The organism is Paenibacillus hexagrammi (genome assembly GCF_021513275.1).
Classification (GTDB): domain Bacteria; phylum Bacillota; class Bacilli; order Paenibacillales; family NBRC-103111; genus Paenibacillus_E; species Paenibacillus_E hexagrammi.
On record NZ_CP090978.1, the window covers coordinates 4219021 to 4242978 of the forward strand.

25 protein-coding genes and 2 pseudogenes are annotated in these 23958 nt (G+C 45.9%); 2 read left to right on the forward strand and 25 right to left on the reverse strand.

Features of this window, described 5'->3' with window-relative positions; genetic code table 11:
* Nucleotides 1-81: 81 nt before the first annotated feature.
* Nucleotides 82-324 (reverse strand): hypothetical protein, encoded by a 243-nt coding sequence (locus tag L0M14_RS19095; RefSeq protein ID WP_235118200.1) that lies wholly within the window; start codon nt 322-324, stop codon nt 82-84.
* A gap of 422 nt (nt 325-746) precedes the next feature.
* Here L0M14_RS19095 and L0M14_RS19100 point away from each other — a divergent pair.
* A pseudogene (locus L0M14_RS19100) lies at nt 747-1899 on the forward strand (IS110 family transposase).
* Nucleotides 1900-2289: 390 nt separating this feature from the next.
* On the opposite strand, the gene L0M14_RS19105 reads toward L0M14_RS19100, so the two are convergent.
* The 4 genes and pseudogenes from L0M14_RS19105 to L0M14_RS19120 all read right to left on the reverse strand — a co-directional run bounded on the left by L0M14_RS19105 (nt 2290) and on the right by L0M14_RS19120 (nt 5914).
* A complete protein-coding gene (locus L0M14_RS19105) occupies nt 2290-2664 on the reverse strand; it encodes a zeta toxin family protein (protein WP_311198739.1) in 375 nt (124 codons plus the stop codon).
* 3 nt (nt 2665-2667) lie between these two features.
* A complete protein-coding gene (locus tag L0M14_RS19110) occupies nt 2668-2832 on the reverse strand; it encodes a hypothetical protein (RefSeq protein WP_235118201.1) in 165 nt (54 codons plus the stop codon).
* A 170-nt stretch (nt 2833-3002) separates the two neighbouring features.
* Nucleotides 3003-3200 (reverse strand): annotated as a pseudogene (locus L0M14_RS19115) (RNA polymerase subunit sigma-70); the annotation flags it as partial.
* Nucleotides 3201-3964: 764 nt separating this feature from the next.
* Entirely contained in the window at nt 3965-5914 is a 1950-nt protein-coding gene (locus L0M14_RS19120) for an Ig-like domain-containing protein (RefSeq protein WP_235118202.1), read from the reverse strand.
* 395 nt (nt 5915-6309) lie between these two features.
* On the opposite strand from L0M14_RS19120, the gene L0M14_RS19125 reads away from it, so the two are divergent.
* The gene (locus tag L0M14_RS19125; protein ID WP_235118203.1) at nt 6310-7383 is read left to right on the forward strand and encodes an exosporium leader peptide; all 1074 of its coding nucleotides are present in this window, start codon (nt 6310-6312) and stop codon (nt 7381-7383) included.
* A gap of 60 nt (nt 7384-7443) precedes the next feature.
* Here the strand turns inward: L0M14_RS19125 and L0M14_RS19130 are convergent, their stop codons facing one another.
* The 20 genes from L0M14_RS19130 to L0M14_RS19220 form a co-directional block, all read right to left on the reverse strand.
* A complete protein-coding gene (locus tag L0M14_RS19130; protein WP_235118204.1) occupies nt 7444-7677 on the reverse strand; it encodes a hypothetical protein in 234 nt (77 codons plus the stop codon).
* A gap of 26 nt (nt 7678-7703) precedes the next feature.
* Nucleotides 7704-8654 (reverse strand): glycosyltransferase family protein, encoded by a 951-nt coding sequence (locus L0M14_RS19135; RefSeq protein ID WP_235118205.1) that lies wholly within the window; start codon nt 8652-8654, stop codon nt 7704-7706.
* Between the two features lie 6 nt (nt 8655-8660).
* Complete coding sequence (locus tag L0M14_RS19140; protein ID WP_235118206.1) at nt 8661-9257, reverse strand: SIS domain-containing protein; 597 nt, start codon at nt 9255-9257, stop codon at nt 8661-8663.
* Entirely contained in the window at nt 9254-9811 is a 558-nt protein-coding gene (locus L0M14_RS19145; protein WP_311198917.1) for a D-glycero-alpha-D-manno-heptose-1,7-bisphosphate 7-phosphatase, read from the reverse strand. Before L0M14_RS19145 ends, L0M14_RS19140 begins: the two co-directional genes overlap by 4 nt.
* Nucleotides 9793-10794: a GHMP family kinase ATP-binding protein gene (locus L0M14_RS19150; protein ID WP_235118207.1), complete on the reverse strand. Its 1002-nt coding sequence runs from the start codon at nt 10792-10794 to the stop codon at nt 9793-9795. The genes L0M14_RS19145 and L0M14_RS19150 overlap by 19 nt, the downstream gene beginning before the upstream one ends.
* The gene (locus L0M14_RS19155; protein ID WP_235118208.1) at nt 10763-11482 is read right to left on the reverse strand and encodes a nucleotidyltransferase family protein; all 720 of its coding nucleotides are present in this window, start codon (nt 11480-11482) and stop codon (nt 10763-10765) included. The genes L0M14_RS19150 and L0M14_RS19155 overlap by 32 nt, the downstream gene beginning before the upstream one ends.
* A gap of 70 nt (nt 11483-11552) precedes the next feature.
* A complete protein-coding gene (locus tag L0M14_RS19160) occupies nt 11553-12590 on the reverse strand; it encodes a hypothetical protein (RefSeq protein ID WP_235118209.1) in 1038 nt (345 codons plus the stop codon).
* Between the two features lie 23 nt (nt 12591-12613).
* Nucleotides 12614-13483: a sugar phosphate isomerase/epimerase family protein gene (locus tag L0M14_RS19165; RefSeq protein WP_235118210.1), complete on the reverse strand. Its 870-nt coding sequence runs from the start codon at nt 13481-13483 to the stop codon at nt 12614-12616.
* 14 nt (nt 13484-13497) lie between these two features.
* Nucleotides 13498-14808 (reverse strand): ANL family adenylate-forming protein, encoded by a 1311-nt coding sequence (locus L0M14_RS19170; protein ID WP_235118211.1) that lies wholly within the window; start codon nt 14806-14808, stop codon nt 13498-13500.
* A gap of 16 nt (nt 14809-14824) precedes the next feature.
* Entirely contained in the window at nt 14825-15091 is a 267-nt protein-coding gene (locus tag L0M14_RS19175) for an acyl carrier protein (RefSeq protein WP_235118212.1), read from the reverse strand.
* The gene (locus L0M14_RS19180; RefSeq protein WP_235118213.1) at nt 15084-16124 is read right to left on the reverse strand and encodes a hypothetical protein; all 1041 of its coding nucleotides are present in this window, start codon (nt 16122-16124) and stop codon (nt 15084-15086) included. Before L0M14_RS19180 ends, L0M14_RS19175 begins: the two co-directional genes overlap by 8 nt.
* A complete protein-coding gene (locus L0M14_RS19185; RefSeq protein ID WP_235118214.1) occupies nt 16090-17847 on the reverse strand; it encodes an ABC transporter ATP-binding protein in 1758 nt (585 codons plus the stop codon). The genes L0M14_RS19180 and L0M14_RS19185 overlap by 35 nt, the downstream gene beginning before the upstream one ends.
* Before the next feature lie 42 nt (nt 17848-17889).
* Entirely contained in the window at nt 17890-18474 is a 585-nt protein-coding gene (locus L0M14_RS31165; RefSeq protein WP_260115371.1) for a DUF6005 family protein, read from the reverse strand.
* Nucleotides 18443-18838, reverse strand: a complete 396-nt coding sequence (locus L0M14_RS31170) for a DUF6005 family protein (RefSeq protein ID WP_260115372.1) — start codon at nt 18836-18838, stop codon at nt 18443-18445. The genes L0M14_RS31165 and L0M14_RS31170 overlap by 32 nt, the downstream gene beginning before the upstream one ends.
* Nucleotides 18835-19107: an acyl carrier protein gene (locus tag L0M14_RS19195; protein ID WP_235118215.1), complete on the reverse strand. Its 273-nt coding sequence runs from the start codon at nt 19105-19107 to the stop codon at nt 18835-18837. Before L0M14_RS19195 ends, L0M14_RS31170 begins: the two co-directional genes overlap by 4 nt.
* Before the next feature lie 13 nt (nt 19108-19120).
* A complete protein-coding gene (locus tag L0M14_RS19200; RefSeq protein ID WP_235118216.1) occupies nt 19121-20227 on the reverse strand; it encodes a DegT/DnrJ/EryC1/StrS family aminotransferase in 1107 nt (368 codons plus the stop codon).
* A complete protein-coding gene (locus L0M14_RS19205) occupies nt 20196-21230 on the reverse strand; it encodes a Gfo/Idh/MocA family protein (RefSeq protein WP_235118217.1) in 1035 nt (344 codons plus the stop codon). Before L0M14_RS19205 ends, L0M14_RS19200 begins: the two co-directional genes overlap by 32 nt.
* Entirely contained in the window at nt 21227-21493 is a 267-nt protein-coding gene (locus L0M14_RS19210; RefSeq protein WP_235118218.1) for a phosphopantetheine-binding protein, read from the reverse strand. The genes L0M14_RS19205 and L0M14_RS19210 overlap by 4 nt, the downstream gene beginning before the upstream one ends.
* Nucleotides 21483-22742, reverse strand: coding sequence for an AMP-binding protein (locus L0M14_RS19215; protein WP_235118219.1), 1260 nt, complete (start codon nt 22740-22742; stop codon nt 21483-21485). The genes L0M14_RS19210 and L0M14_RS19215 overlap by 11 nt, the downstream gene beginning before the upstream one ends.
* A 19-nt stretch (nt 22743-22761) precedes the next feature.
* Nucleotides 22762-23958, reverse strand: coding sequence for a macrolide family glycosyltransferase (locus L0M14_RS19220; RefSeq protein WP_235118220.1), 1197 nt, complete (start codon nt 23956-23958; stop codon nt 22762-22764).

Below are 23958 nucleotides of genomic sequence, written 5' to 3' on the forward strand. Positions count from 1 at the left end.
TTAGTATTAGTGTATGTGGGCGGGTGCCTAGAAGTGCCTGTACCTCATTAATTACATGAAATCGTCATGTATATCTAGGAATTATGGTTCGACTTTTACTCCATTCGGATAGCACATCAAGCCTTTTTTATTGAATGAGAACATTGCTTGTTCCTTAGAAAGCTCCATTAAATAGAACTTCAATTTAACATCAATGATCTCCCTGTATTGTCTAATGTCTGACATGCAAACAAAACCTTTCGCTGCAAACTCTTCGATTTTTGATGTATCTATATACGCCGCGTTGTACATAGCATCAATACCAAAGTTATTTAAAATATCCATAGCTGAGTATCTCGGCTTAAACTCTAAGAGTGAAATTGCCCCAAAATTGATTAGGAACATACGTTCCTTTTCGAGAACAGAGGAAGATCATGCAATCTTTTTATGAACTTCCCACTCTGAGCGCCTGTCCAGTATAAAAACTAAACAGCCATGGTCTTTAAACCGCAACCCCGACATGAAAAGTGTTACGTGCCGGGTTTAGCGGTTTTTCTGTTTCTCCATACTGGTAAGGAACGCAAATTGGAATAAACACGCAGTTTTTTATGGTGGTTCGACCCTGCAAACTAAACAGTGAGGATTCGAAGCGTGTACAACCCCTTGTTGGCTCTCTTCCGCTGAAGAGATGACCACGTACAGAAAAATGGTTACTTTTCCTTCGAATCCACCAATTGCGTACCTTCATCAATACAAGGAGCAGCTTTATGGAAACCTTAATTACGCATTGTGCTGGTATGGACGTCCATCAAGAAAGTATTGTCGTCTGCACCATGACTGGGGCCGCTGGCGAAGTGCCCTGCGTGGAGACACGCACCTTTTCTACTATGACGAGAAATTTGTTTGAGCTCTTGCAATGGCTCGAGTCCAAGGAAATCACACATATCGCAATGGAAAGCACTGGCATTTACTGGCGGCCTGTTTACAATGTGCTCGAGGGCTACTTCGACATCACATTAGCCAATGCCCAGCGCATTAAAAACGTTCCCGGACGCAAGACCGATGTATCGGATGCAGAGTGGATCGCAAAACTTCTCAGACACGGCTTGATCGAACCAAGTTTTGTCCCTCAGGCAGACCTTCGTGAACTCCGCGAGCTTACACGGCTTCGTAAAAAGCAGGTCGGGGGACTAACGGCCAAGAAAAATCGACTTCAAAAAGTACTTGAATGCGCCAACATTAAACTAGGAACGGTTATTAGCGATGTGTTTGGCGTTTCAGGTCGCAACTTGCTCAGAAGACTCATGGAGCAAGGGTTTATCGACCCTAGCGATATTGAGGATCGAGTTAAAGGCAACGTAAAGAAAAAGGTCCCTGCACTCGCAGATTCCCTGTTTGGTACGTTGGATGAGCACCAAATGTTTATGATTCGGTTTCTTTGGAATGAAATTGCTTTTTATGAGGAATCGATTCATCAATTAGATGAGCGGATCGAGGAGTACCTCATTAGCTACAAGGAAGAAATGGAACTCATGCAGACCATGCCTGGCGTGAAACGAACAACTGCCGCCAGCATACTCGCCGAAATGGGTAACAACATGAATCAATTTCCTACGGCAGCTCACCTTACTTCTTGGGCGGGTGTAGCACCAGGTAATCACGAAAGCGCAGGTCAAAAAAAAGTACCCGCACGGTAAAGGGGAATCCCCATATTAAAACAGCTTTGTGCGAAGCCGCATGGGCTGCTTCAAAACCCGAAACACACGTTTATCAGCAAAATTCTGGTCTCTAGCTTCACGTCGAGGGAAGAAAAAAGCCCTGGTTGCTCTTGCAAAGAAAATGCTCGTAATCCTCTACCAAATGCTAAAAACTAAGCAAACTTATGTCGAGCAAATACCAGTAAAAACGTCAAACCAATAAGTATTGACCATTTTCATATTTGTTAAACAAAGGGATCGAATATTTCATCTCTCGGGCATCCTATTGTCATTTTTCTGCTGTCCTTCAACTTTAAAGACGGAACCCAACATGAGTGCATCTTTCTTTTCACAGAAAAAAAACTCATGTGGTACTTTGTATTTAAGAGAGAACTTGTTACCCATTTCACTAATTAATCTAAAAAACAAATAACCGCCAGATACAATCATAAGGCGGCTAACTCACATTCACATTCACATTGCACATTAAATTTCTATTTACCAAGAATCTCAAATATACTTTCGACCCAATCAGGAGCATCATTACTTCTAGACGTTACTTTTTGATGTTCAACCTCGAGAACAACTTTCCCTGAGGCATCGCTGTTATCAATCACAATTTTTGAACACGAACAGCCACTCGTTCAATGTTCAAACGATAATCTCGCAGCCCGACAAAAAACATCGTTACATTGAACCCATTCGATTTCGCGTCCTTCATAAGCCGTATTACATTGCCACCGGCTAATGTGGTTTCAACTGAAAAATCTCGTTTTTTCCGAATACAATCCCTAGCAAGTGTTATGGCTTCTTTACCTGCAGACACACGATGAAGCTCTGGATGCTCAGGATCTATAGCACGTGCTAATGAATCCGGATCAATATTCACACTTACTCCAAGCTGATCTACAATCAAGTTTCGGATGGTGCATTTTCCGCTGCCATTGTTACCGTCAAATACATACATGGTAGCCCCTGATTCACTCATTGGCTACTCCTTGTCTGAGACAGTAACGACCTTACCGTCCGCATACTCTTTTACAATCTGACAGTTAGGTGTCATATACACGATATAAGTATCATTCGCTTTTGCATCGAGTTTAGCACGATCACCTGTCAGTTTAATCAGCTTATGCAATTGCTGTGATTGCTTCATACTTCTTCACCTTCCGTCACTTCTGGCTTATCAGTATTGTACCATATCCAAGACCAACGGAAGAATAGTCGAATCTGTCTCTAGATAAGCTTGTCCAACAATATATCTACGCCTCTCCCGCGGCTCATGGAAGCCAACGGATTTACGTTGCTTCGTGTTCATATCGTGTTGACTATATGCGCGACAAGTCTTAAATTGTGCTCAATCAGCATATTTCTGGAGTGCTCGTTCCCCTCCGCCATAAGCCTAAGATGCTTTTCTTCCTCGTCTTCTGCCAAGGGTTGCGGAAAGGCATTATTCTTAACATAGGAAACAAGCAATGTCACCTGTTTAATTAATAAGGCTATTGCACCAAACAATCCAGGCATTCCAGCCACCCCTTTCAAAGTTTGCGGATCTTCGTTGTACTGGAGCCTCCGCTTTAGAGATTAGTATTAGTGTATGTGGGCGGGTGCCTAGAAGTGCCTGTACCTCATTAATTACATGAAATCGTCATTTCAAGGATGTCAAAAGGATCTGCGGAAGCAGACCCTTCGTCGTTTTTATTCCCCATTCGTGCTCTAACGTTCTCCACCGGTTTTTAGATGATTATCCTCCCGTTTAATTTGTCTTAACGTCATTGCCTATACTTAATTCAAATGTTGGCGGTCACGAAATGACTCTATTATGGAGCATTGCCATGGTTAACAACGCGCCAACCTAGCTCCGTTTTTCTTAAATAAAAAATATGAGGGATACTATCAGTAAAGTTTCCGTTTAATTCATGAATATAGTAGCGATAATTACCGTCCTTATCCATATAGTCATCATCGTTTACTGTAAACTCTGTCTTTATATTGCCTATTTTTTTCTGTATGGCTTGTTCAGGTGTTCTAGAATAAATAAAGATAAATAGGACCATGTAGACTAAAAAAATGAGAGCAGCTAAGCCTAAAATGACTTTTAAAATTAACTTAAATATAGTGTATATTGTGTCTACCTCCAGAACCTAACCACATTTTCCGCAGTACTCGTTATTTTTGGACATGAAAATACTCCCCTTGGTGAACAAGTTTTATTATTTCACCTGTCTACTTAAAGGGGAGCGTAGCAATGAAACCGGCTGGCCTTCCTCCAATACTGAAGCGAACCTTTATTCCTCTAAAATCCGCCGGGCGACGATAACCAGATCTTCGATGTCCACTTTTCCGTCATTGTTCATGTCGAATTTCTTATATTGTGACCACTCCGAGTCTTCGGACGTTTTTCCGTAAGCCGCTGCAACGATCGCAAGATCGCCGATGCTCGTGCTTCCGTTTTCGTTAACATCGCCTGGTGTCGTCTTGATCACCGATAAGCGGAAGGCATTTAATGCCACATTCAAATTCGCCACCGCCTGATCGATCTCAGCTTGGTTCGCATTGCTATCTGCCGCCACCTCGTCGGCGCGATCGATTGCCTCCTGCAGCTTCGCTTTCTCGCCAGTTGGATATTGGCCTGCTTGTGTACCTTCAACCGCCGTATCGTGCGCAGCCTGTGCCTCCGCAATAAGAGCATTAAGCTCGGCGCGATCCACAGTTCCGATCGTGACAGTATGCGTTGCGCCCTGCATCGACCATTCCCTTCCGTCCCCACTCGCAACAGTAACATGGTCTACCCTTATTGTCGAAGTACCCGACGCATCCACTTTCGACTTCAAATGAACACTCATTAAGTCGCCAGTCGGCACGGAATTGCCAAGATGTACGCCCAGAATGCGCACCTCACCAGCCGTGTCTTTATGCTGGACGATGACGAACTTCTCCTCGTTGATCGACTTAACCGAATCCAAATCGAATTGATCGGCATCATACGTGATTGTAATATCTTCAGCACGAACATCACTTGTGCTTTCATTTATACCATACGTCAAGTCAAGCGATTGCCCGGCCAGTGTGCTGGCATCACCTTTCAAATACGATCCTGACAGCTCATTTGGAGCCGCTGTTACCGTGATCAAAGCCGAGCCTTTTTTACTGCCATCTGCCGTTGACGTTGCCGTGATTGTATACTCTCCCGTTGCCGCATCCGCCGCTACGTTGACCTGACCGGTATTATCCACCGTCACTTTATGGTTCGTGTCGCTGCTTGACCATGTGACTGTTGTCGGTGCGCCACCCACTGCATCAACGGTTGCCGTCAGCTGCTGGCTTCCGCCCTGCACCACGCTTTTGCTGCTTGGGCTTACTGTGACACTGTTCACCGCGGGAGCCGCAGTTACCATGATCAATGCCGAGCCTTTTTTACCGCCATCTGCCGTTGACGTTGCCGTGATCGTATACTCTCCCGTCGCCGCATCCGCCGCTACGTTGACCTGACCGGTATTATCCACCGTCACTTTATGGTTCGTGTCGCTGCTTGACCAAGTGACTGTTGTCGAAGCGCCACCCACTGCATCAACGGTTGCCGTCAGCTGCTGGCTTCCGCCCTGCACCACGCTTTTGCTGCTTGGGCTTACAGTGACACTGTTGATTGCTACTGGATCTCCAATTTTAATATCGTTGATCCCTATCCACATTGCTGTCTTGTCTTGCGGAGTAATCCGCACTTCATCCACATTTTGGAAAATGGATGGAGTTAATCCATTTGAACTGTCAAATACATTTTCCCATTGACTTTGATTTTGTGTCGTATCTAAGTTTACAGAGCCTGTAGCTTGACCATTGTCATACCCAGTTACAACAATTGGAGTACCTCCAGAATCCGCAACAAAAAACGACTGAAAATTAAAGTTAATTGACGAATCCTGACTCTTTAACGCAATGAGGGTTTGATTCGAATTATCCGCGTAACCTACTGTGATTACATGTTTTGTATACGGTTTCTCATATGTCCAAGTATATTCATCCCCACTTATGATTTGAAGCACAATTCCAGCTATATTATCTGATCCACCTTGACCATCAGTAACCGTACTTCCACTGAAACCACTATTGCTTGTAAAAGTAAGGGTTCCTGAACTTGCAAAGGCAGACTTATCGAACCCGCTCCATGCTAGATTTCCTGAAATAATGAGAACCATACAGAATAGAATAGCTGCTAACTTCTTAATTAAATCAAACACCCATTTTACCCCTCCCTTAACTAACATGTTATGCATACATTGCATTTAGACAAACATAATCGTTGATAATCCTGCTTGCGGCGAATGATAGATTATCGTCATCGATCTTTCCGTATAGCAACTTCCTCCCCTCTACCTCCTAAAATCTTACAATAATTATTGTATTCAATAAATATTCCCAAAGTCCTTTAATCCCCTAATAATGTTACTGGATGATTAACAACTACATATATCCCGCCTTCAATCTCCAATGAACACCATCTATTTATTCTATTTAAACAAAGTCTATAAGAGAAATAGAAAATCCATATACAACCCTATCAATTTGTCTCAATCAAAGTCTCTTGCTGATTTATATACTATCTAATAATCTATTTATAGGATGGTGAATGGGAATGTGTGATTCGCATAAATCAAAAGAACATTGTAAATGCAGAGGTAAAAAAGGAGACCGAGGAGCAAAAGGGAAAAGAGGACATCAAGGAAAAATGGGGCAGCCAGGACCTCAAGGACCTGCCGGTCCCCCAGGACCGGGATGTATGGAACCTTTACCAATAGCCACTCAAATTGTGTATGTAAATAAGGCTGGTAATGATGCGAGTGCCGATGGCAGTGAGTGTCATCCATTTTTGACAGTCACTGCAGCAATGGCATCAATTGTAGATGCTTCACCAACTAAGCGCTATGAGATTTCCATTGGTCCTGGTACGTATTCAGAGCCTTTCATTCATTTAAAGGCTAATGTTCAATTAGTAGGAGCTAGCACATTACTAACCAGATTGGATATTCCATTCGATATTAATGATCCCTCCTGGAACGGTAATCTCAACGTTGATAATCGTGCCGGTTTTGCAGACCTAGCGTTATTAACAGGCCCACTCGATTTCGATTTTAGAGCAAATACATTCACTCCCTCTACAGGCCGTTTATTCTTTGTTAGTGTGAATATCTCACCCACTCCAGTCTTTACAGGCAACAGTACCTTCCTGAGCCAAATAAATATTCGAGATTGCCAATTGTTCGGTGGATATACTCAAAATGGCGCCAATGTATATATGTTCGCTTCTTATGTGGGAGGAGTGCCGCTTCCTTTATCACAGCCGACCATTACGATTAATTCGATTGTGCCTTATGATACGCAAGTGCATTTGATTGGTGGTGGAACGGATGGAGATGTGATCGTAAATGCACCTCCCGGAACAGTTCCAATCGATCCCTTTGATCTGCTCAGTTTTGCAATAAAAGGAAATTTGATAATTAATGGAACGAATGCCCGACCAAGGGCAACGGTCGATTCTATTCCTGTACGCGCGAGGGTAATAGGAAGCGCTCTGATAGAACGGTTGAATGATGCCAATGGATTAGGTTACACTCCAAGTAATCTAGGGGACTGGGTAGCACCTCCTCCAACTACAGTGCAAGAAGCATTAGATAGAATAGCAGCCCAAATCGGCCCTGTTATTCCATAGAAAAACAAAAATACCAAAGCCCGAGTCGCTTATAGTCAGCATACACCTCGGGCTTGTTCATCAATTAATAGGCTTGAAATCCGGAACACTCTCTTGTCTATTGGCAAAAGCCGTTAAGTGGTTAATCAAATCGTTCGGGTTTATTTTGGAAAGATAGAAGTCCGCCGCTTCTTTTGCTTCGTGAGAAGTTCTTTTGTAATGCTCCTGGTCCGAGGTCAGCCTTTCCAACGCAGCGAACCACGGAGTCATATCTTGCTCGGGAATGATGGGAATGGGAATGAGTCTATCATCCAATTCTGACTTATACGTAACGATTGGGTTTACAGGCAGTAAATATTCAGTTTGCAGCTTCGCTTCAGAGGTTCCACCGACATGACTCGCAAGAACGGGAATGCCCCTAAGCATGCCATCGACGATGACGGCTCCGAATGCTTCCCCCATAAGGAAGGAACGATCAATATTTTCGTCAATTTCATGATTTCGTCGATATCGTTTACTCTAGGCAACAAGGTAACATTAGGGTAAGATTCCAGGGTTCGAATATTTTCCGTAGTAGTCGCCCAGGTCGGGATGGCGGCAAATTTATGGTTGGAGAATCGTTTAGCCAGCTCCAAAAAGATCGGAAGTCCTTTAATATCAGACGGATTAATCATCGTTATAAAGCCATCGTCAAAGTTATCGTAGTGTTGAAACGGCCCCTTTCCATGAACAGGAAAAGGGAAGGCGATCGATTCGAAACGCCCCCATTTATATAGATACTCTTTTACATACTCGCTGGAAGCTATGATCCCTGCCGTCTTCCTTAATAATTCAACGTGCTCGGGATTTGGAGTATAGCATTCAGGTCCGAATGGCAACGCAACCTGGCTATGGGCGAGCTCCACGACTCGATTGGGCGCAACGTCTAATGCCAGCTTCAACAATTCCGGTACGCGATCTTCAGTTACCAAGACCCAGTCCGGATTAAACTTCTTGGTGAGATCTAGTATGTGTGCGCTTAGTTGGGAAAATTCTAATATAGAATGAACCGCTACGCCATTTGATTCATAGATTTCAAACCGTTCATTTGAACAGATCTGTATGACTTCCTTGGCATCTAATGTTTTCTGAAACATTTCCGTATCTCTCAGGCCATTGTCGTTAGGAGCAATCGTGATCACCTTGCATTCATGTCCATGAGCCGCCAGACCCTCCATTAAAAACCGATTAGCTTTACAAGCACCGCTATAAGGGATAAAGTAACCCATTGCTTGAATCATTAATATCTTCACAGGTTCTTAACCTCCTATAGTAGTGATTGCTTCCAGCTGCACACGAGTCATCATTTGGCATATTTCTAACGCTATCCCATGACACAGAAGGGAATGGCTGTCTTCAATCACTTGCATGCTGTCACTCCAAGTCACCACAGGATAATCGGTTATCAAGCTTACTTCACCACCTTGAAATCCACTCAGAGAAGCTGTTTTTGCGCCCACTGATTTCGCATATTTTAGCGCCTGGATCACATTCGGCGAATTGCCGCTCGCTGAGATGACGAGAACCAAATCATCTGGTTCCAGAAAGGGAACTAGCTGCTCCATAAACACATGCTCATAATGAGTATCATTAGCCCAGGCTGTAAGGATCGACATATTATCCGTTAGCGCCATTGCTTTTACACGCTGCAAGTTCTTCGAAATGGTAAGCTTGCTTAGGTCGCAGGCAAAGTGCGAGGCCGTAGCGGCACTGCCCCCATTCCCCATAATGTATATGGTCCCCCGCCGCTCCCATACCTTAAAGATTTCCTCAGTTAACGCCTGAACGATGCCAGGTTCTAAAGAGCTCAATGCATCTGTAACGGTATGGAAATAGGTTTCGATAAAATTACTCACACTACCGCCTCCTCCTTCTGAATAATATGGTGTACGGCCTCATCTACCGTCTCGCAATAATGATCTGCAAGCTCCAAGCTTCTTACTTGCTGCTCATCCCTTTGGCCGAGTCCGCTTCTCACCAGAATGCTATAACTTTTCACTTCTTTCGCTGTGATCATATCTGTGAGTGAATCGCCTACAACATAACAATCATGAAGTCTAAGGCGATGCTCGCGTGCCGCTTGCAGCAGCATGCCGGGTCTGGGCTTTCTGCAGGCACAATGAGCCTCAGGACGGTGTGGACAAACATAGATTTGAGAAATAGATGCCTGATTGCGCTGAAGGTCACGCTGCATTCGCTCATGAATATCATCAAGGACTTCACGTTCCAGGATGTTTTTACCGACACATGCCTGATTGGTAATGATAAATACAAGCCAACCTCTTTCATTCAGAGCCCGAATCCCTTCAATTGCCCCAGGAAGCCACTTGAATTCCTTCCAAGAGGTTACATAACCCTTATCGATATTCTCATTAATGACTCCGTCTCGATCTAGAAATACAGCCTGGATTGCTCACCAGCTCCCTCATTGCCCAAAATGATTCTTGTCCCACGGTTATCAAAGCCAAAATCCATCTCTTGTAACGGAAGCTCATCTCGCAAGCGGGAATGGATGTCCTGCTCGGCATACAGCATTAAGAAACCTCCGCCGCCAGCACCGGCAATCTTCCCACCCAACGCTCCTGCTTGCAGCGCTGTTTCATACCAGTTATCGATCTGCGGATTGGTTATTCCGTCAGCAAGCTGCTTTTTCCATTGCCATCCTTCATGTAAGATCGACCCCAGGGTAGAGTGGCACCCGGTTTCAATCTCTCTTTTGAGCAATGCGCATTGCTCTTTGATCTGCAATAAATAATCCTTTTTCTGCTCCAATTGTTCTCCTTGCCTTTGCAGGATCGCGGAAGCTGATCTTGTGATACCGGAATAAAAGAGCAGCAGGTTCTTTTGCATGTCCTGCTTTTGGGTTTCCGCGATCTGAATGTACTCCGAGACTACGCTTCCATTTTTATGAAAATGGTAGTATCTCAATCCTCCAAGAGCAGCAGCATACTGATCTTGCTTACCGATCGGTTGTTTCAGCTGTTCGATTTCAATCTCGCACGCTTGCTCCGCCAACTCTTCTGCAGACACATCCTTTCCTTGGTAGGTATATAGTGCGTTCAATAAACCTACTGTAAGGGCGCCTGATGATCCTAACCCGCTTCCCTCTGCCGGAACATCTGCCAGAATCACGATTTCTACACCGCTGTGAACAGCCGTTTTTTTCAAGGCTTCACGCACCAAATCATGCTTGATTTCCTCAACTTGGGTTACTTCCTCAATTTGTGTGGTTACTACCCGGATTCTTCGGTCAAATCTTGGCTTCACCGCCACATAGATGTATTTATTGATGGTGGTGCTGATAACAGCCCCTTCAAAGGCCGTATAGAAACCCGGTATGTCGGTTCCACCCCCAGTAAAGCTAATTCGCAGTGGCGTTTGACTGATAATCATAGCTCCAGCACCTGCTTCCTTTCTCGAGTGATTCAAGAGTACCCATGTCCATAAAAAAACCTTCGATCAAATAACCAGACAGCAGTCCAATCAGGTGCGGCAGCAGATCATAACCGATATCAGAAGGCTGCTTTGTAATTCGGATATACTTCCACACGGTATCATTAAAGATGTAGATTCCTGCATTGGCCAGCTTGCTTCGAGGTACGGCTGGTTTTTCTGTAAACTCCACAACGACTTGCTGCGCGTCCATCTGAACTATACCGCACATCTCCGGATGCTCACTTTCGAATAGCGAGATCGTTCCCACTAATTGATGCCTATCATGGTAATCAACAAGCTGATTAAGATCGATATCGGTTAAATTATCAGCATAAACAACCAAAAAGGACGGCTCCCCTTGCAAAAAATGACGATTGGCAGCTAACGTCCCCATACTGCCCAGAAGCTGCTGCTCATAGGCAAAATGAATAGGTAACCCCCAATCCTGGGAGTTCACATAGGCGATTACTTGATCGGGCAGATGATGTAAATTGATAATCACTTCTGAGATCCGGGCGGCTTTAAGTTTTTGCAGCCACCAGCCCAGAAGAGGTACACCTTTGATAAGCACCATACACTTGGGTGTATGCGTTGTAATCGGGTGCAGTCTTGTTCCCAAACCAGCTGCCATTAGAATAGCCTTCATACGTGTTGCTCCTGCACGAATTTCAAATCCTTGTTCATAACCCAATCGGATACATGTTCATAAATAGGGGTTAAAGCTTTTTCTCGACGAGAGCCATTTCCTGTAGATCACTTATCAATTTAGCTATGATTTTCTTATCCTTTGAAAACGAATACTTAATCGCTTGATTTCGAATCGTTAACGCATTGGCTTCAACATGTATGAGGCTATCCATCGGTAGTTCCGGGAATTGTTCAAGCTTCAATCCGAGCAAATATTTCATCCTTAGCACCATGCATTTTTTATGTTCGTATAAGATATGAAAGGATCTGACATCACAATAAGGCGTACTCCCAGACAAAATGGATTCCGCATGTTTGATTAACCAGTCATACACACTTAACCCGTAATTTTCATCTGCCGCATTCTCGAACACGGTATATTTCCGGGAGGTATTGGATGAATGCAAGTAATCTCCCAGCAAGTCCACGATATTACCTATATCCAATCGATACGGGACCTTGGTATGCCAATGCGATCTTGGATTAAAGCGCATAAGCTCAATTTGACTCAAGTGATTGTTAAGGTCTGTGCTTGCCGAATGGGCAATATCGAATCGACCGTTATTTTGTTCGTCAACGCTTACATACGCTGCTTCGAAATCAGCGAAAGGGATTGGCTTGCATGCATATTGCCCGTTATGGAAAAAATCTGCCCCATACAAGATCTTGGCATCAAGATCGTAGCCTATGATAAGAATTTCATGGAACCGATGATATTTTTGATAGTGGTATTCATACAGAGATATATAATAACTGTTAACTGTAGCATGAAAATACAAATCGTCATCGATACACCGAATGATAAAACCAATCACGTCGGGGAACCATTGCCCTAAGGTTCTTCTCGTTAAACACTGATACTCCACCAAAGGCATTACTCTTTGAATATTATCCGGATAGATTAAGAGATCGAGTGCGTAGGGTCTGTTACTGCATTTCAGTTGAATGAAATTGCTATAAAACCAAGGGTAAAAATCCTCATACATCGAAAGAATGGCCATCATATTCGTTTGTTGTGGGAATGTTTTCAGGATGGGATCACGGATGGGCAGCATTTTCTCGGACATGGCCATTGCTCCTTTCTCACAATCTAATGGGAAACGATCACATTGGTGTCAGGCTGGCCGGCCAGCTGCATCAGCCATGCTACATCTGACTCCAGCCTATGGAAAGGCCGGTCTCCGAACCATTCAAGAGCTGCGGGATAGTTCAGCTTCTCCTTCAGCAAATACCGGATGATCCGTGCATAATCTAAAGCGCCTTCGGCAAGACTGACCAATCCATCCCTGATACCGTTAGGGGAATACACATTGTCAGGTTCGAATAGGGACAGCTGTTCTCTGTCTCGCACATTTTTTAGATGGTAATAGCCAATCCAAGGTTTGATGACCGAAAGCGCATCAATCGGATCACAACCCGATTCCCAGACATGGAGAAAGTCCACATTGACCCGAATCCCCGGATGATTAGCTTCCAACAACAAGCTGTGAACCGATTGGAGCGTATCGAAGTACGTATGGGGGTGAAATTCAATTACCGTCCATACTTCAGCTTCATAAGCTATCTCCGAGAACATCCGGAGCCTAGCCGCACACAGGCTCCATTCCTCAGGAGAAGCGGTATGACTGGGCTGATTCCCGGCAAAAATACGGATTCTGTTCGTACGAAACAGCTTGGCAAGCGCAATCAACCGCCTCCAACGGGCAATAACATCAGGCAACTGATGGTTGGTAGCCAGCAGATTGACATAGTGGCTGATCATCGACACATGGAGACCTTTGTCCTGAAGTTGATCCAGAGTATGAATGATTCTTTTCGGGTCGCTGCCGCCGGATATGGCTTCTGCATGAACTCCCCATAATTCGATTCCGGCAAAGCCCTTCTCCTGTGCAAAATTCATCAGGTCCTCCAAGGAGGCCAATTCATGACGAAAGGAAATGGAACATAAATAATAGTTCATCTAGCCTCCCCCGATCAGCTGCGTATCTTTTTGAAACGGTCCGAATACAGCTCTGACTGCTCCATATATATTTTCACAGGAATCTGATAGCCTTCCAGCTTGTCTGCACAGAATTCTTTGATTCTCTGCTTTAATTCTGCAGTGTGAATATCCATCTCCAGATTAACCGTAGCCGTAACGATATTGCCGAGCAGTACATTAGGCTCACCTCGGACGGTCACGTCCCTCACCTCCGGCATTTGGAGCAGCACCTCCTCCACTTCAGCAGGGTATACCTTCTGCCCCCCAACGTTAATAATCTCCGATTTGCGCCCGATAATACGAATGAATTCCCCCTCCTGCACAACCTGATCCTGCGTATTCAACCAGCCATCCTCATCAAAAGGATCGGGAGCATTTAGATAGCCTTCCATCGCCGTCTGGGAACGGATATACAAGATGCCGTCCCGAACTTTTACTTCCACGCCTTCTCCTCCTACCTTGAATAACAGAGAGTCCGAGGACATAGACTTCGCTCTTAATATGCCAACCTCCGATAAGCCATAGGTTTGTCTAAATTGCACGCCGGGAAATGCACGCCGCAGCCGTTGCAGGGTGTACTCGGGCATGACCTCCGTCCCATATGTAATCAATTTCAGAGAAGATAAATCATACTGCTGATAAACCTCCGTTACCAGGAGGAGATTAAGAAAGCTTGGAGAGGTAGGGAGCAGTTCGATCTTATAGTGTTCAATCAGAGCACAAATATCACCAGGCAGAAGCTTATCAGGACATACGACGGAACCCCCATTGGCTAGTGTATGCAAAAGCGTATTCATACCGCCGATATGGTCAAAACGTAAAAAACTTAAGGTGCGCAGGGTATCTCTCGGTGTTTTGTAACGTTCCGTAAACTTGATCATGTCATGAACAATAGCCTTAGGCTCTCCTGTTGTACCGGAAGTAAACAGGATCATTCCCGGACGACCGGAATCGGCAAGCTTTTGCAGCATGGGGGGGCGTGCTCCCTGTTGCAGATGAACAGTTTGGCAGCTACGTCCATCTAGAGTGAACACCACTTCCACGTGAGCGATACGAAGCTGTTCCTTTTGCCGGACATCGCCCTCTGGAGACATAGGCACAATCGTATTGCCATTGTCCAATAGCGCCAGGAAAGCACCGCACAGGGACGGAGAGTAAGTGCCCACAAGCGCTGCTACTTGGCCCGGTTGCACACCTTCCTCTGTTAACAATCGTTTCCATTGCACATATCGTTCGAGCAGAGCGTGATATGTAACGGTTTCGTTGCGGAATATGATAGCTTCCCGGTGTGAATAAGCATGCATCTTCTCTAGCAGCCACTCAATGTTTATGGGATATCTTCTCCATTACATATTCTTTAAGGAATTTGTATTTCTTTAGAATAGGCCGCTCCAAATCAGCAGCATGAATCTTAATTTCAAACTCCTCCTCCAAATCAACGAACAAGTTGACCATGAATAAAGAGTCCAAAGCCAGCTCGTTGACTAAATCAGTATCCTCCTCAATATGGTACATCTGCACGTTCTGCCGGACATTGCCAAGCAAAATTCGCTTTAAAACAAAATCGATGCTGCTTCTCTCATCCATGCCCCATCATCACCTTCTGATTCAGCCAGCTTAAAAAACGTATTTCTGCTTGCTCCAATTCTTCCACCTTCCTGCAAATCAGCTCTGCCGTCCTAGGTTTGTCGCCAGCGCTCAACAATCTTAAAAGCAAGTAATGGAACCGCTGCCACAGGTTCATAATATGGCTTATTTGTTGATCCCCCTCTTCAGCTGCAGCCTGATCCAGTTGCATGAATTCCCTATAGGTATTCCATACCTGCCTACGAAGCTGACGGATCGATGAGAGAGTCATGCTGTTCCTCTTCCCCCAACTGCTTCTCTTCTGCTCCGGCCATTCGAGCGAAGCCATAAGATCCGCTATAAACAAGCGAAAGGATTGCGTACCTCCGCGCCGGTTGCTGAACCATTCTATCCAGGCTTGTTTCCTCTCTTCTTGATTTCCCCCTCCCGGAATCTTTACCGACTGCGACGGATGCTCATAGAATTCCAGATTCCGTCTGGAGCAGAATGCCAGGATCTCCTGGCTAGAGGGCAATGAATCCACCTTTTTTTCTGAAAGAGTAAAGTAATGGAGGGTTTCACTGCGTCCAGTCGCTCCCGCATTGGCTACAACAGCGGTTGTAGTGAAGCCGGAGAAGTTGACGATCGGATCCAGTACATGGAACCCGGATTCCGCATCCAAGCCGAGAATAAGGATCGAATGCTGAAAACCGCTTGACTCCATCGATAGGAGAGCACGGGGAAAATAATCAAGGCGGGAAGCCATACATAACAAAATAACGCTGTACCCCTGACGAATATGGCCGGTCAAGGAAGCCAAATCTCCCGCCACATAATTCATATCTACGCCGTATAAGTAATCCATGGAAAATTTCCTCGAATCTTTACTGCCTAGCAGGGTTTGATGCTGATAATCCAGGTTCCAATAATTCAATAGTAGGTTCCGGTGATCCCAGCCCATAACCCGAACATAAGTCATCACACAGGAAGTAAAGCATTCCATGAAGCCAAGATTGACATTATGTTCGTTCTGCGAGCTTAGACGTGTACTCATCTCCAATCCTCCCCTCTTGGGCATGCTGTTTCATAATCAGAATGGCATAGCTTTTACAACGTTCCATCAGCTGTTCATGGGTGCCTCGATCAATGATTTTGCCTTTCTCCATCACATAAATCACATCAGCGGCCATTATGGTATCCAGCCTATGGGTGGAAATAATCGTCGTCTTCTGCCACATCATTTTGCGAAGCGACCTCAATACCTGCTCTTCCGAATGCCGGTCCAGCGCCGAGGTAGGCTCGTCTAATATGAGAATATCCGGCTTCTTCAGACACGCTCTTGCAATAGCCACTCGTTGACGCTGACCTCCTGACAGTTGAAAGCCTTGATGATCCAAGTGCGTATGCACACCGTCAGGAAGTGAATCAACGTACTCTTTAAGATCCACCTCACATAGCGCGCGGTACACGTCCTGTTCGCTCACTCCCGGTCTGCCCAAGGCCACATTCTCGAACAGAGTCCCGGTAAACAGGAAATTCTCCTGAAACACAACGCCAATATGCTTGGCCAGCATGGGTCTCGACCAATGGGAATGAGACAGCCCATTCATATAAAGCTCACCGGACTCAATTGGCATAAAGCCAAGCAGCACCCGGAAGAGCGTAGTCTTGCCGGAACCACTCCGGCCTACCAGGACGGCTAATTGTCCTCTGCCGATATCCAGGTCAATACCCTTGAGGAGAGGAATTCCATCATAGGAAACGCTCAAATTACGTGCGGAAACAACCGCTTCTTGATGAATGGGGTGAGGCACTTCTCTGGTTTCCATTTGAGCAGCGTTCTCTACCGGACTATTCAAAAACTTGTCAAGCCTAGACATGGCAACCTCGCTGTTAATCAAATGTCCATAAAGTTGATTTATAGCTTGAATCGGCTGCAAAGCCGTGTATATATATTGAATGGACGCTATCATCATGCCTACAGTAATCGTCCCGATTGCTACCTGCTTGCTTCCTAACCCATACAGCAGAGTTACCGTAATCGAGATAATCAGAATACCGGACTGTCCGGTTACATGACGAAATAACCCCTCAAACGTGCTGGCTCTGATCAAGCCCTTATACATGTGCCTGTTGCGACGCTGCTCCCATTCTTCCAGTCCATAGGCCCTGATTTCACGGGAACCGTTAATGCTCTGAACCAGATAGGATCCGATCTCTTGATTGTGGGTCCGTATATTCTCTGCAGCTGTTTTAAGCGGTGCGCGCAACAAACGGGGGACGCACAGCGTTACGGGTATACTGATTAGCGCAATAGCCCCCAAACGCCAATCCATAAAGAAGAGGATGACTACGGCTGCAACCATTTGCAAATACAGTGTAAGGAACTCCACGAATATGAATACAAAAAAGCTGGCCACGGCTGAGGTATCATTCCCCATGAATTCAAGGTATTTGCCTGTGCCATTCTTCTCGATCTCGGTAATGGGAATTTTACGAAGATGCCGGAGTACCGCCCCCCGCAGATCCAGAATTTGATTGATTTCCAAGTAACGGCTTACCGTTTGTTGAAGGATCGTCAGAACTACGCTAACAAGCACGATGCCCAAATAGGCGGAAAGGATCGGCAGCATCAGCTCATGTTGCCCTTTTATTAGCACACGATCAATGAAACGCGACAATAAATAAGGCTGGTACAGATTCAAGCCCAAACTTAGGAAGGATAGCAAAAAAACAGCTACGGTTTGGCTCCAACGGACTTTTTGATACGTTCTCAATCTCCCATACATCCGCATGACGTTCATATTATGAGTTCCTTTTCACAGCTTCTCGTTTTTCCATAGTGCGTATATTCGAAAAAGCTCTTTTCTAACATCTGCCTCCAGGATAGCAATCTGTTTCAATTGTTGTGTAATCCGCGAAAAATCCATACGGCTGCCCACAATGGCGAGTCGAGCGATACATAGAAGCAGGACTTCCCATGAATGGAATAGCTCCACGGCTAGCCGTATCCCCTCTTTTGCTTCGTCATGCCTTCCTTGAGCGAAATATGCGAAAACCAACGGGTATGCTTTCATTCTTTTGGATATGATTCGTATATGCTCAATGAAGGAGAACAGCTTCATGGAAGGTTGTCCGTCATGTTGCGTATTCACGGAATTTATGAACTTCTCAACTTCCTTGACCAACAGACCGGGTGGAGTATTCATCTCCTCGGTCATCAGGCAGCTGATCTGCTCTGTGTCCGGAGCATGAAGCCCGGAAATATCAAGCCGTATCCCCATAGCCAAATTCTTATAATAGAATGCAGCTTCCATCTCCTTATGTCCGATACAGCCTTTCCATCCTAAATAAGGATCCTCGATGTACCACTTAGAGCTCTCCCATTTCCTGATGATCAGCACATGGGGAATATGCTTGGTTTGGTACTGGGGGAGAATAAGGAAGCCAGAACAGATCAACCATCACTAGCAGCGCCTGGTTGGAATCCATCTTCTTCGCCAGCTCCATGAAGCAAGCGAAATTCTGCTGTTTACTCAGACGGTGATCCAGCCACCTCTCTGCCTTCCCTCCATATAATTGTTGAAACCGCTCTGGCCAATTGATCGAATCCTTCTGGCTGCTAAAATAAGAGATTCCATTCTCATCCGCTTCGAAGTCCGCATTCCAGGTGCCGATATACATGGGCCGATAATCATGATCGCTGTTTTGTTCAACCAAGAACGTATAGCAGTCCAGATAGCACAGAATCTGTTTGGGGCTGTTCATGAATGAACTCCGCACTTGGCCAATACCTTGTCCGCGATACTCTGTAGGGTTGAGAAATTGTCTAGAACAAGCTCTTCATCTGCAAAGGCAATGTTAAAGCGGCTCTCGATCAATACGATTAATCGGATGATTTTCATAGAATCAATGCCGTATTCTTCAATGGCCTGTTCCATGTCCAACACATACTCCAGCTCGGGCTTTTCGATCACCTCAGCAATCAAATGTTTTAAATCAGCTGTCATGGCCTTGCTGCTAGGTAAAGTCATCATCTGAATCCCCTTTCTAACTGAAGAAGCTGCGGATTTCCTCCGCTACCTTGGCTACTAAAGATTCCGTCATGGCAATATGCATCGGAAGAGATAGAATTTCGTCCGCATAGCGTTCAGCATTGGGAAACTGTCCTTGCTTGCCGCCCAGATCGGCATATGCGGGAGTTAAATGAATGGGTGAAGGATAATGAATGGCCGTTAGGATTCCTTTCTTTTGCAGAAACTTCTTTAGCGCTTCCCGTTGACCGTTCACGACACGAATGACGTAGAGGTGATAGCTGTGACTACCGTCAAGTATCAGGGCGGGTCTTGTTACAGCTTCAATTCCGTCTAAATATTCGTCATACCAGGCAGCGACCTGGCGTCTGTGTTGGCACCATTTTTCAATATGCGTAAGCTTTAGCTTTAAGGCACAAGCTTGAATGGGGTCCAAGCGGCTGTTATACCCCGGGAATTCGTGAACATAACGAATCTCTCCACCATGATTTCTCAGCTTGCGCAAATGGGATGTTACTGCTTGCGAAGATAAGCAGATGGCTCCCCCATCTCCTAAGGCTCCCAAATTTTTATCTGGATAAAAGCTAAAGCAGCCCATAGTCCCCCAGCTTCCTGCGGGCCTCCCGTCCATTCGGGAACCAACAGCTTGAGCGCCGTCCTCCACGATAGCAATATCTTGATCCGGAGCCCATTGTCTCAAATGATTCATATCTGCCATTTGACCATATAAATGAACAGGAATCACGGCTTTGGTCCGAGCTGTGACCAGAGAACGAGCCTGTGCCATATCCATAAGATAATCGGTTCCGCAGTCTACCAGGACAGGCTTGGCGCCTGTGTGGTAAATCGCATTCACTGTAGCAATGAACGTATTGACAGGTGCTATCACTTCATCCCCTGGCCCTATTTCAAGTGCCTTAAGCGCCAGGTATAAAGCATCCGTACCACTATTCACCCCCACACAATACGCTGTGCCGGAGTATGCAGCAAAGGATTCTTCAAAATCTGTAACACTGGGCCCGCCCACAAACACTCCTTTCTCTCCAAGATGCGACAGAGCGTTCAACCATTCTTCACGGATCAGCTCATATTCAACTTGAGGGGCTGAGAACATAATCGCCATATAGAACCTCCTTCCGCTGTGCAGCGGATTGCCGGATGGCATCTACAACGCGCATCGTTTCTACCGCCTCGTCAATCGTAATCGCGAGCGGCTTACCTTCCTGCAAGTGAGCAAGGAATGATGCATATATCGTGCAGGGGCCGTCAAGCAGAGACGGCTTCAGCTCGATTGTCCTCGGCTTACTGTCCTTCAGATAAATAGTAGCCTCCCGGTCCGAAATTACCTCAAGAGTGCCCGCTTCCCCTCCGACTACCCACATGGGCGTATTGGCATAGGAACCAAAATTAATATCAAGGGATACCATAATGTCTTGATCTGTACAAATGGTGGCTTGCACATAATCTTCCACGTCACCTTGCAACCAGCGCATGTTTTGGAGTGTTGCGGTGATCCGGCGGAACTTACCCGCTTGAAGCTGCAGCAATTGATCAATGAGATGCACTCCCCAATCAAGTAAAGCCCCTCCGCCATAATAGGCTTCATTGCGCCAATTAGGGTAAAAGGATTTAACCCCAAAGGGAGCTCCCGATCCGAAGGAATGATGCCGTCTGCTAACAGACAGAAGGGGTCCCAATTCACCGCCTGCTATTACTTGCTTAACCAACTCAAAATCGCTGTCATAACGCCGATTGTGGAAAACGGTGATCACTTTGCCGGAGCTCTGCGCAAGCTGCTTCAATTGGATGGCTTCCTCGGAAGTTAAGGTGACGGGCTTTTCTAAAATGACATGCTTGCCTGCTCGAAGTGCCAGGGCCGCTATCGAATAATGACTCTGATGCGGCGTTGCGACCAACACGGCATCCAGGGGAGTCGACAGCAGCTCATCCAGATCTGTGTAAGTATGAAAGCCTCTCCTCTCCGCTAAACGAAGACGTTCCGGAGTGATATCGTATACACCGGCCACCTCGATCCCCTTCAATCGCTTCACCACAGGCAAATGAATCAATTCCACGATTCGACCAAAGCCGATCATACCTAGCCTCATAGGTGATGGGGGCATCATGATGCGATCGCTCCTTGGAGCGCCTCAATATAATCAATGACCAAACCGACCGTCTTGAAGGTATCCGGACTGATTTCCTCCTCTGGAACTGTCACTTCAAAGGTCTCTTCCAAATACACAACTAGCTGAAGCATCATAATCGAGTCCACGTTCAGATCTTCATACAAGAGCAGCGACTCTGCCAAAGTGTCAGGAACCTCCAACTCCAGATTTTCACTTAAAATACTTTTTAATTGCCCTGCAATTTGATTTCTATTGTCCATGTTTGCTTCGCTCCTGTTCTTCTAGTAATTTTCTGCTGATTTTGCCGGAAGGCAGCCGGGGCAGCTTTGGCACCAATTCTATGAAGTTGGGAATTTTATAAGAGGGCAAGTGGGTAAGGCACCAAGCCTTAACAGCTGCCCCGGACACCTCTTGGTCGGCAACGATCAGCGCTTTTGCCGCTTCGCCATACACGGGATGATGGGTACGGAAGACGACTGTCTCCTTGATCCCCGGCATGCGCTCCAGAACACTTTCAACCTCCATGGGTATAACCTTTAAACCGCCAACATTAATCAAGTCATCCAATCTTCCATACAACCGCAGCCGACCATCATCAGTTAGAGAGCCCAAATCCCTTGTTTGGATTCGGACGCCACCTGGCTTCTCCACGACAATCTCACCATATTCAGGATGAGCAGCCGGCTGTATGCTTACCTGCAGGTGTGGAAGTGCATAGCCTGCATCCCAAAGCGAGAGCGGCTGCTCTCCCAAGGAAATACAGCCAATTTCCGTACAGCCATACTGCTGCCATACCTGCCGAGATCTGCTTTGCAGCTGTTTCAGCAGGCTGCCCGTAAGAGCTGCCCCGGAACTGATCAGCTTATGAAAGTGAAGTGTGTCCTTCCCCAAGGTTAAGAGCAAATGATAGAAGTATGGAACCGCATACAAAATGGATCGTTCAGTCGCTCCTATCATACGAAGCTGAAACTTCGGATTCTTATTTTGAACCACCACAGCCTCCGCCCCCCGCTCCAAGGCAGCTAATACACCGGTAATCAAGCCGAAGGAATGGGACACCGGTACCATAATAAGCGAGATCTCTTCAGGCTCTGGCTTCAGCACACTGTTGTAAGCTTGAATCTCGGCTGCTACTTCTGTCCATGACCGGAAAATGAGCTTCGGCCTGCCTGTAGTTCCCGAACTGAATTGCAGAAGGCCCGGCTCCGAGAATGGAGCCCTACCATCCAATGTACACACATCGTCCCAACGCCCATACTGCAAATAGGAGCAGCCTGCCTGTGTAGACATGTGCTTTGCTGTTTCGAAAGGTGTATCTGGATGGAGGAGCAGAACAGACGCCCCCTGCCCACGAAGATAGATGACAGACAAAATCAGCCCGAGCGCATCATGTGAACAAATCGCGTAAGCTTTTCCTTCCGGGTGGCGGAAAGGCTCAAACTTATTAAACTCATTGATCTTTGTTGAGAAGCTGGCTCTATCTATTTGTTCTCTGTCAATTTGAATCATGATATCGATCCCTTCTTTTCTAGCCCTCTACCCCGAAGTTAAGCTTGAATTGGTTTATTTGTTCTATAGCAGCTTGTTGCCCTCCCGCTTGTCGCAAAGCGAGTCCGATTCTGCTGCTATTGTGTCGGTAGGTATCAGTAAGAAGAACATCCTGAACAGATTCGCGGAGTATTTCAACCGTTAGTGTAGAGATATCTAGGACCCGGCCGGCACCCAATTCAGCAATACGGCTTGCAACGATTGGCTGGTCAGCAGCTATAGGGACCACAATTAGCGGGACATCGAAGTAGAGGGCCTCGTGTACACTGTTCATTCCTCCATGGGTGATAAAGAGGTCTGCTTGCTGAAGCACCGTTAGTTGGGGAATATAAGGGCGAACCATGAAATGCGGCGGGATATCGTCAAAATCAGCCATATCTATTCGTTCCCCCACGGAAACGATCACTTGACCATCAAAGTCCCGCAGAGCTTCAAAAATCAGACCATAAAAAATTTTATCGTTATTAAAGACCGTTCCTAGTGAGACGTAGACGATTTTCTTCCCGGAAGCTTGATCCACGTGTAGATCCATGGTATCTCTCCGATCATTGATACATGGTCCTACAAATTGATAACTTGGATCCAGTGTCTCGGCTTCAGGTTGCAGCTCCTTAGAGGTGAACAATATATTCAGATCACCCTTATTGAAGAAAACATCTTTCACTTGCAGTTTGCGGTGTAGGCCGTATGCTTCTTCCATTCTCTTAGCCAAAGAAAAAAATTCTTTCATATGCTTGTAATTGTTCGCAAATTCCTTGTTGTGCTTAGAATGCTTACTCCACAGACGCTCGGAATATACGAATGAAGAGCAAGTGGAAACGTGTGGAAGCTGCAATAGGTCCGCTACGAGATTGCCGCAGCCATACATGGAGTCATGAATCAGATAATCAAAGGAGTTCGTTTCGGCAAGCTGAAGTATACAAGGGAGGATAACCTCATAGGATGCCAATATCAGATTGACTAAGGGCATGAAAGCGCCGAGCTGCCAAGGATCCTTGTCCGCCAGAAAATTATCATAGGCAACAAATCTTGCTCCAAGACGCTCCAGCTTCGTACGGTACTCTTCACTTGCAACGTATACGATTTCTTCGCCGTGAGCGATAAGCTCTTCCACTAGCCCTAAAGTTGGATGGATATGTCCGCTGGCCGGACCATTAATGAACAGCACCTTTGACAT

Excerpts from the sequence above, each read along its gene's own strand:
- L0M14_RS19095 (WP_235118200.1), bottom strand. The coding sequence starts at position 324 with ATGGATATTTTAAATAACTTTGGTATTGATGCTATGTACAACGCGGCG.
- L0M14_RS19105 (WP_311198739.1), bottom strand. The coding sequence starts at position 2,664 with ATGAGTGAATCAGGGGCTACCATGTATGTATTTGACGGTAACAATGGC.
- L0M14_RS19110 (WP_235118201.1), bottom strand. The coding sequence starts at position 2,832 with ATGAAGCAATCACAGCAATTGCATAAGCTGATTAAACTGACAGGTGAT.
- L0M14_RS19125 (WP_235118203.1), top strand. The coding sequence starts at position 6,310 with ATGTGTGATTCGCATAAATCAAAAGAACATTGTAAATGCAGAGGTAAA.
- L0M14_RS19150 (WP_235118207.1), bottom strand. The coding sequence starts at position 10,794 with ATGATTATCAGTCAAACGCCACTGCGAATTAGCTTTACTGGGGGTGGA.
- L0M14_RS19155 (WP_235118208.1), bottom strand. The coding sequence starts at position 11,482 with ATGAAGGCTATTCTAATGGCAGCTGGTTTGGGAACAAGACTGCACCCG.
- L0M14_RS19160 (WP_235118209.1), bottom strand. The coding sequence starts at position 12,590 with ATGTCCGAGAAAATGCTGCCCATCCGTGATCCCATCCTGAAAACATTC.
- L0M14_RS19165 (WP_235118210.1), bottom strand. The coding sequence starts at position 13,483 with ATGAACTATTATTTATGTTCCATTTCCTTTCGTCATGAATTGGCCTCC.
- L0M14_RS19170 (WP_235118211.1), bottom strand. The coding sequence starts at position 14,808 with ATGCATGCTTATTCACACCGGGAAGCTATCATATTCCGCAACGAAACC.
- L0M14_RS19175 (WP_235118212.1), bottom strand. The coding sequence starts at position 15,091 with ATGGATGAGAGAAGCAGCATCGATTTTGTTTTAAAGCGAATTTTGCTT.
- L0M14_RS19180 (WP_235118213.1), bottom strand. The coding sequence starts at position 16,124 with ATGAGTACACGTCTAAGCTCGCAGAACGAACATAATGTCAATCTTGGC.
- L0M14_RS31170 (WP_260115372.1), bottom strand. The coding sequence starts at position 18,838 with ATGAACAGCCCCAAACAGATTCTGTGCTATCTGGACTGCTATACGTTC.
- L0M14_RS19195 (WP_235118215.1), bottom strand. The coding sequence starts at position 19,107 with ATGATGACTTTACCTAGCAGCAAGGCCATGACAGCTGATTTAAAACAT.
- L0M14_RS19200 (WP_235118216.1), bottom strand. The coding sequence starts at position 20,227 with ATGGCGATTATGTTCTCAGCCCCTCAAGTTGAATATGAGCTGATCCGT.
- L0M14_RS19205 (WP_235118217.1), bottom strand. The coding sequence starts at position 21,230 with ATGATGCCCCCATCACCTATGAGGCTAGGTATGATCGGCTTTGGTCGA.
- L0M14_RS19210 (WP_235118218.1), bottom strand. The coding sequence starts at position 21,493 with ATGGACAATAGAAATCAAATTGCAGGGCAATTAAAAAGTATTTTAAGT.
- L0M14_RS19215 (WP_235118219.1), bottom strand. The coding sequence starts at position 22,742 with ATGATTCAAATTGACAGAGAACAAATAGATAGAGCCAGCTTCTCAACA.
- L0M14_RS19220 (WP_235118220.1), bottom strand. The coding sequence starts at position 23,958 with ATGTCAAAGGTGCTGTTCATTAATGGTCCGGCCAGCGGACATATCCAT.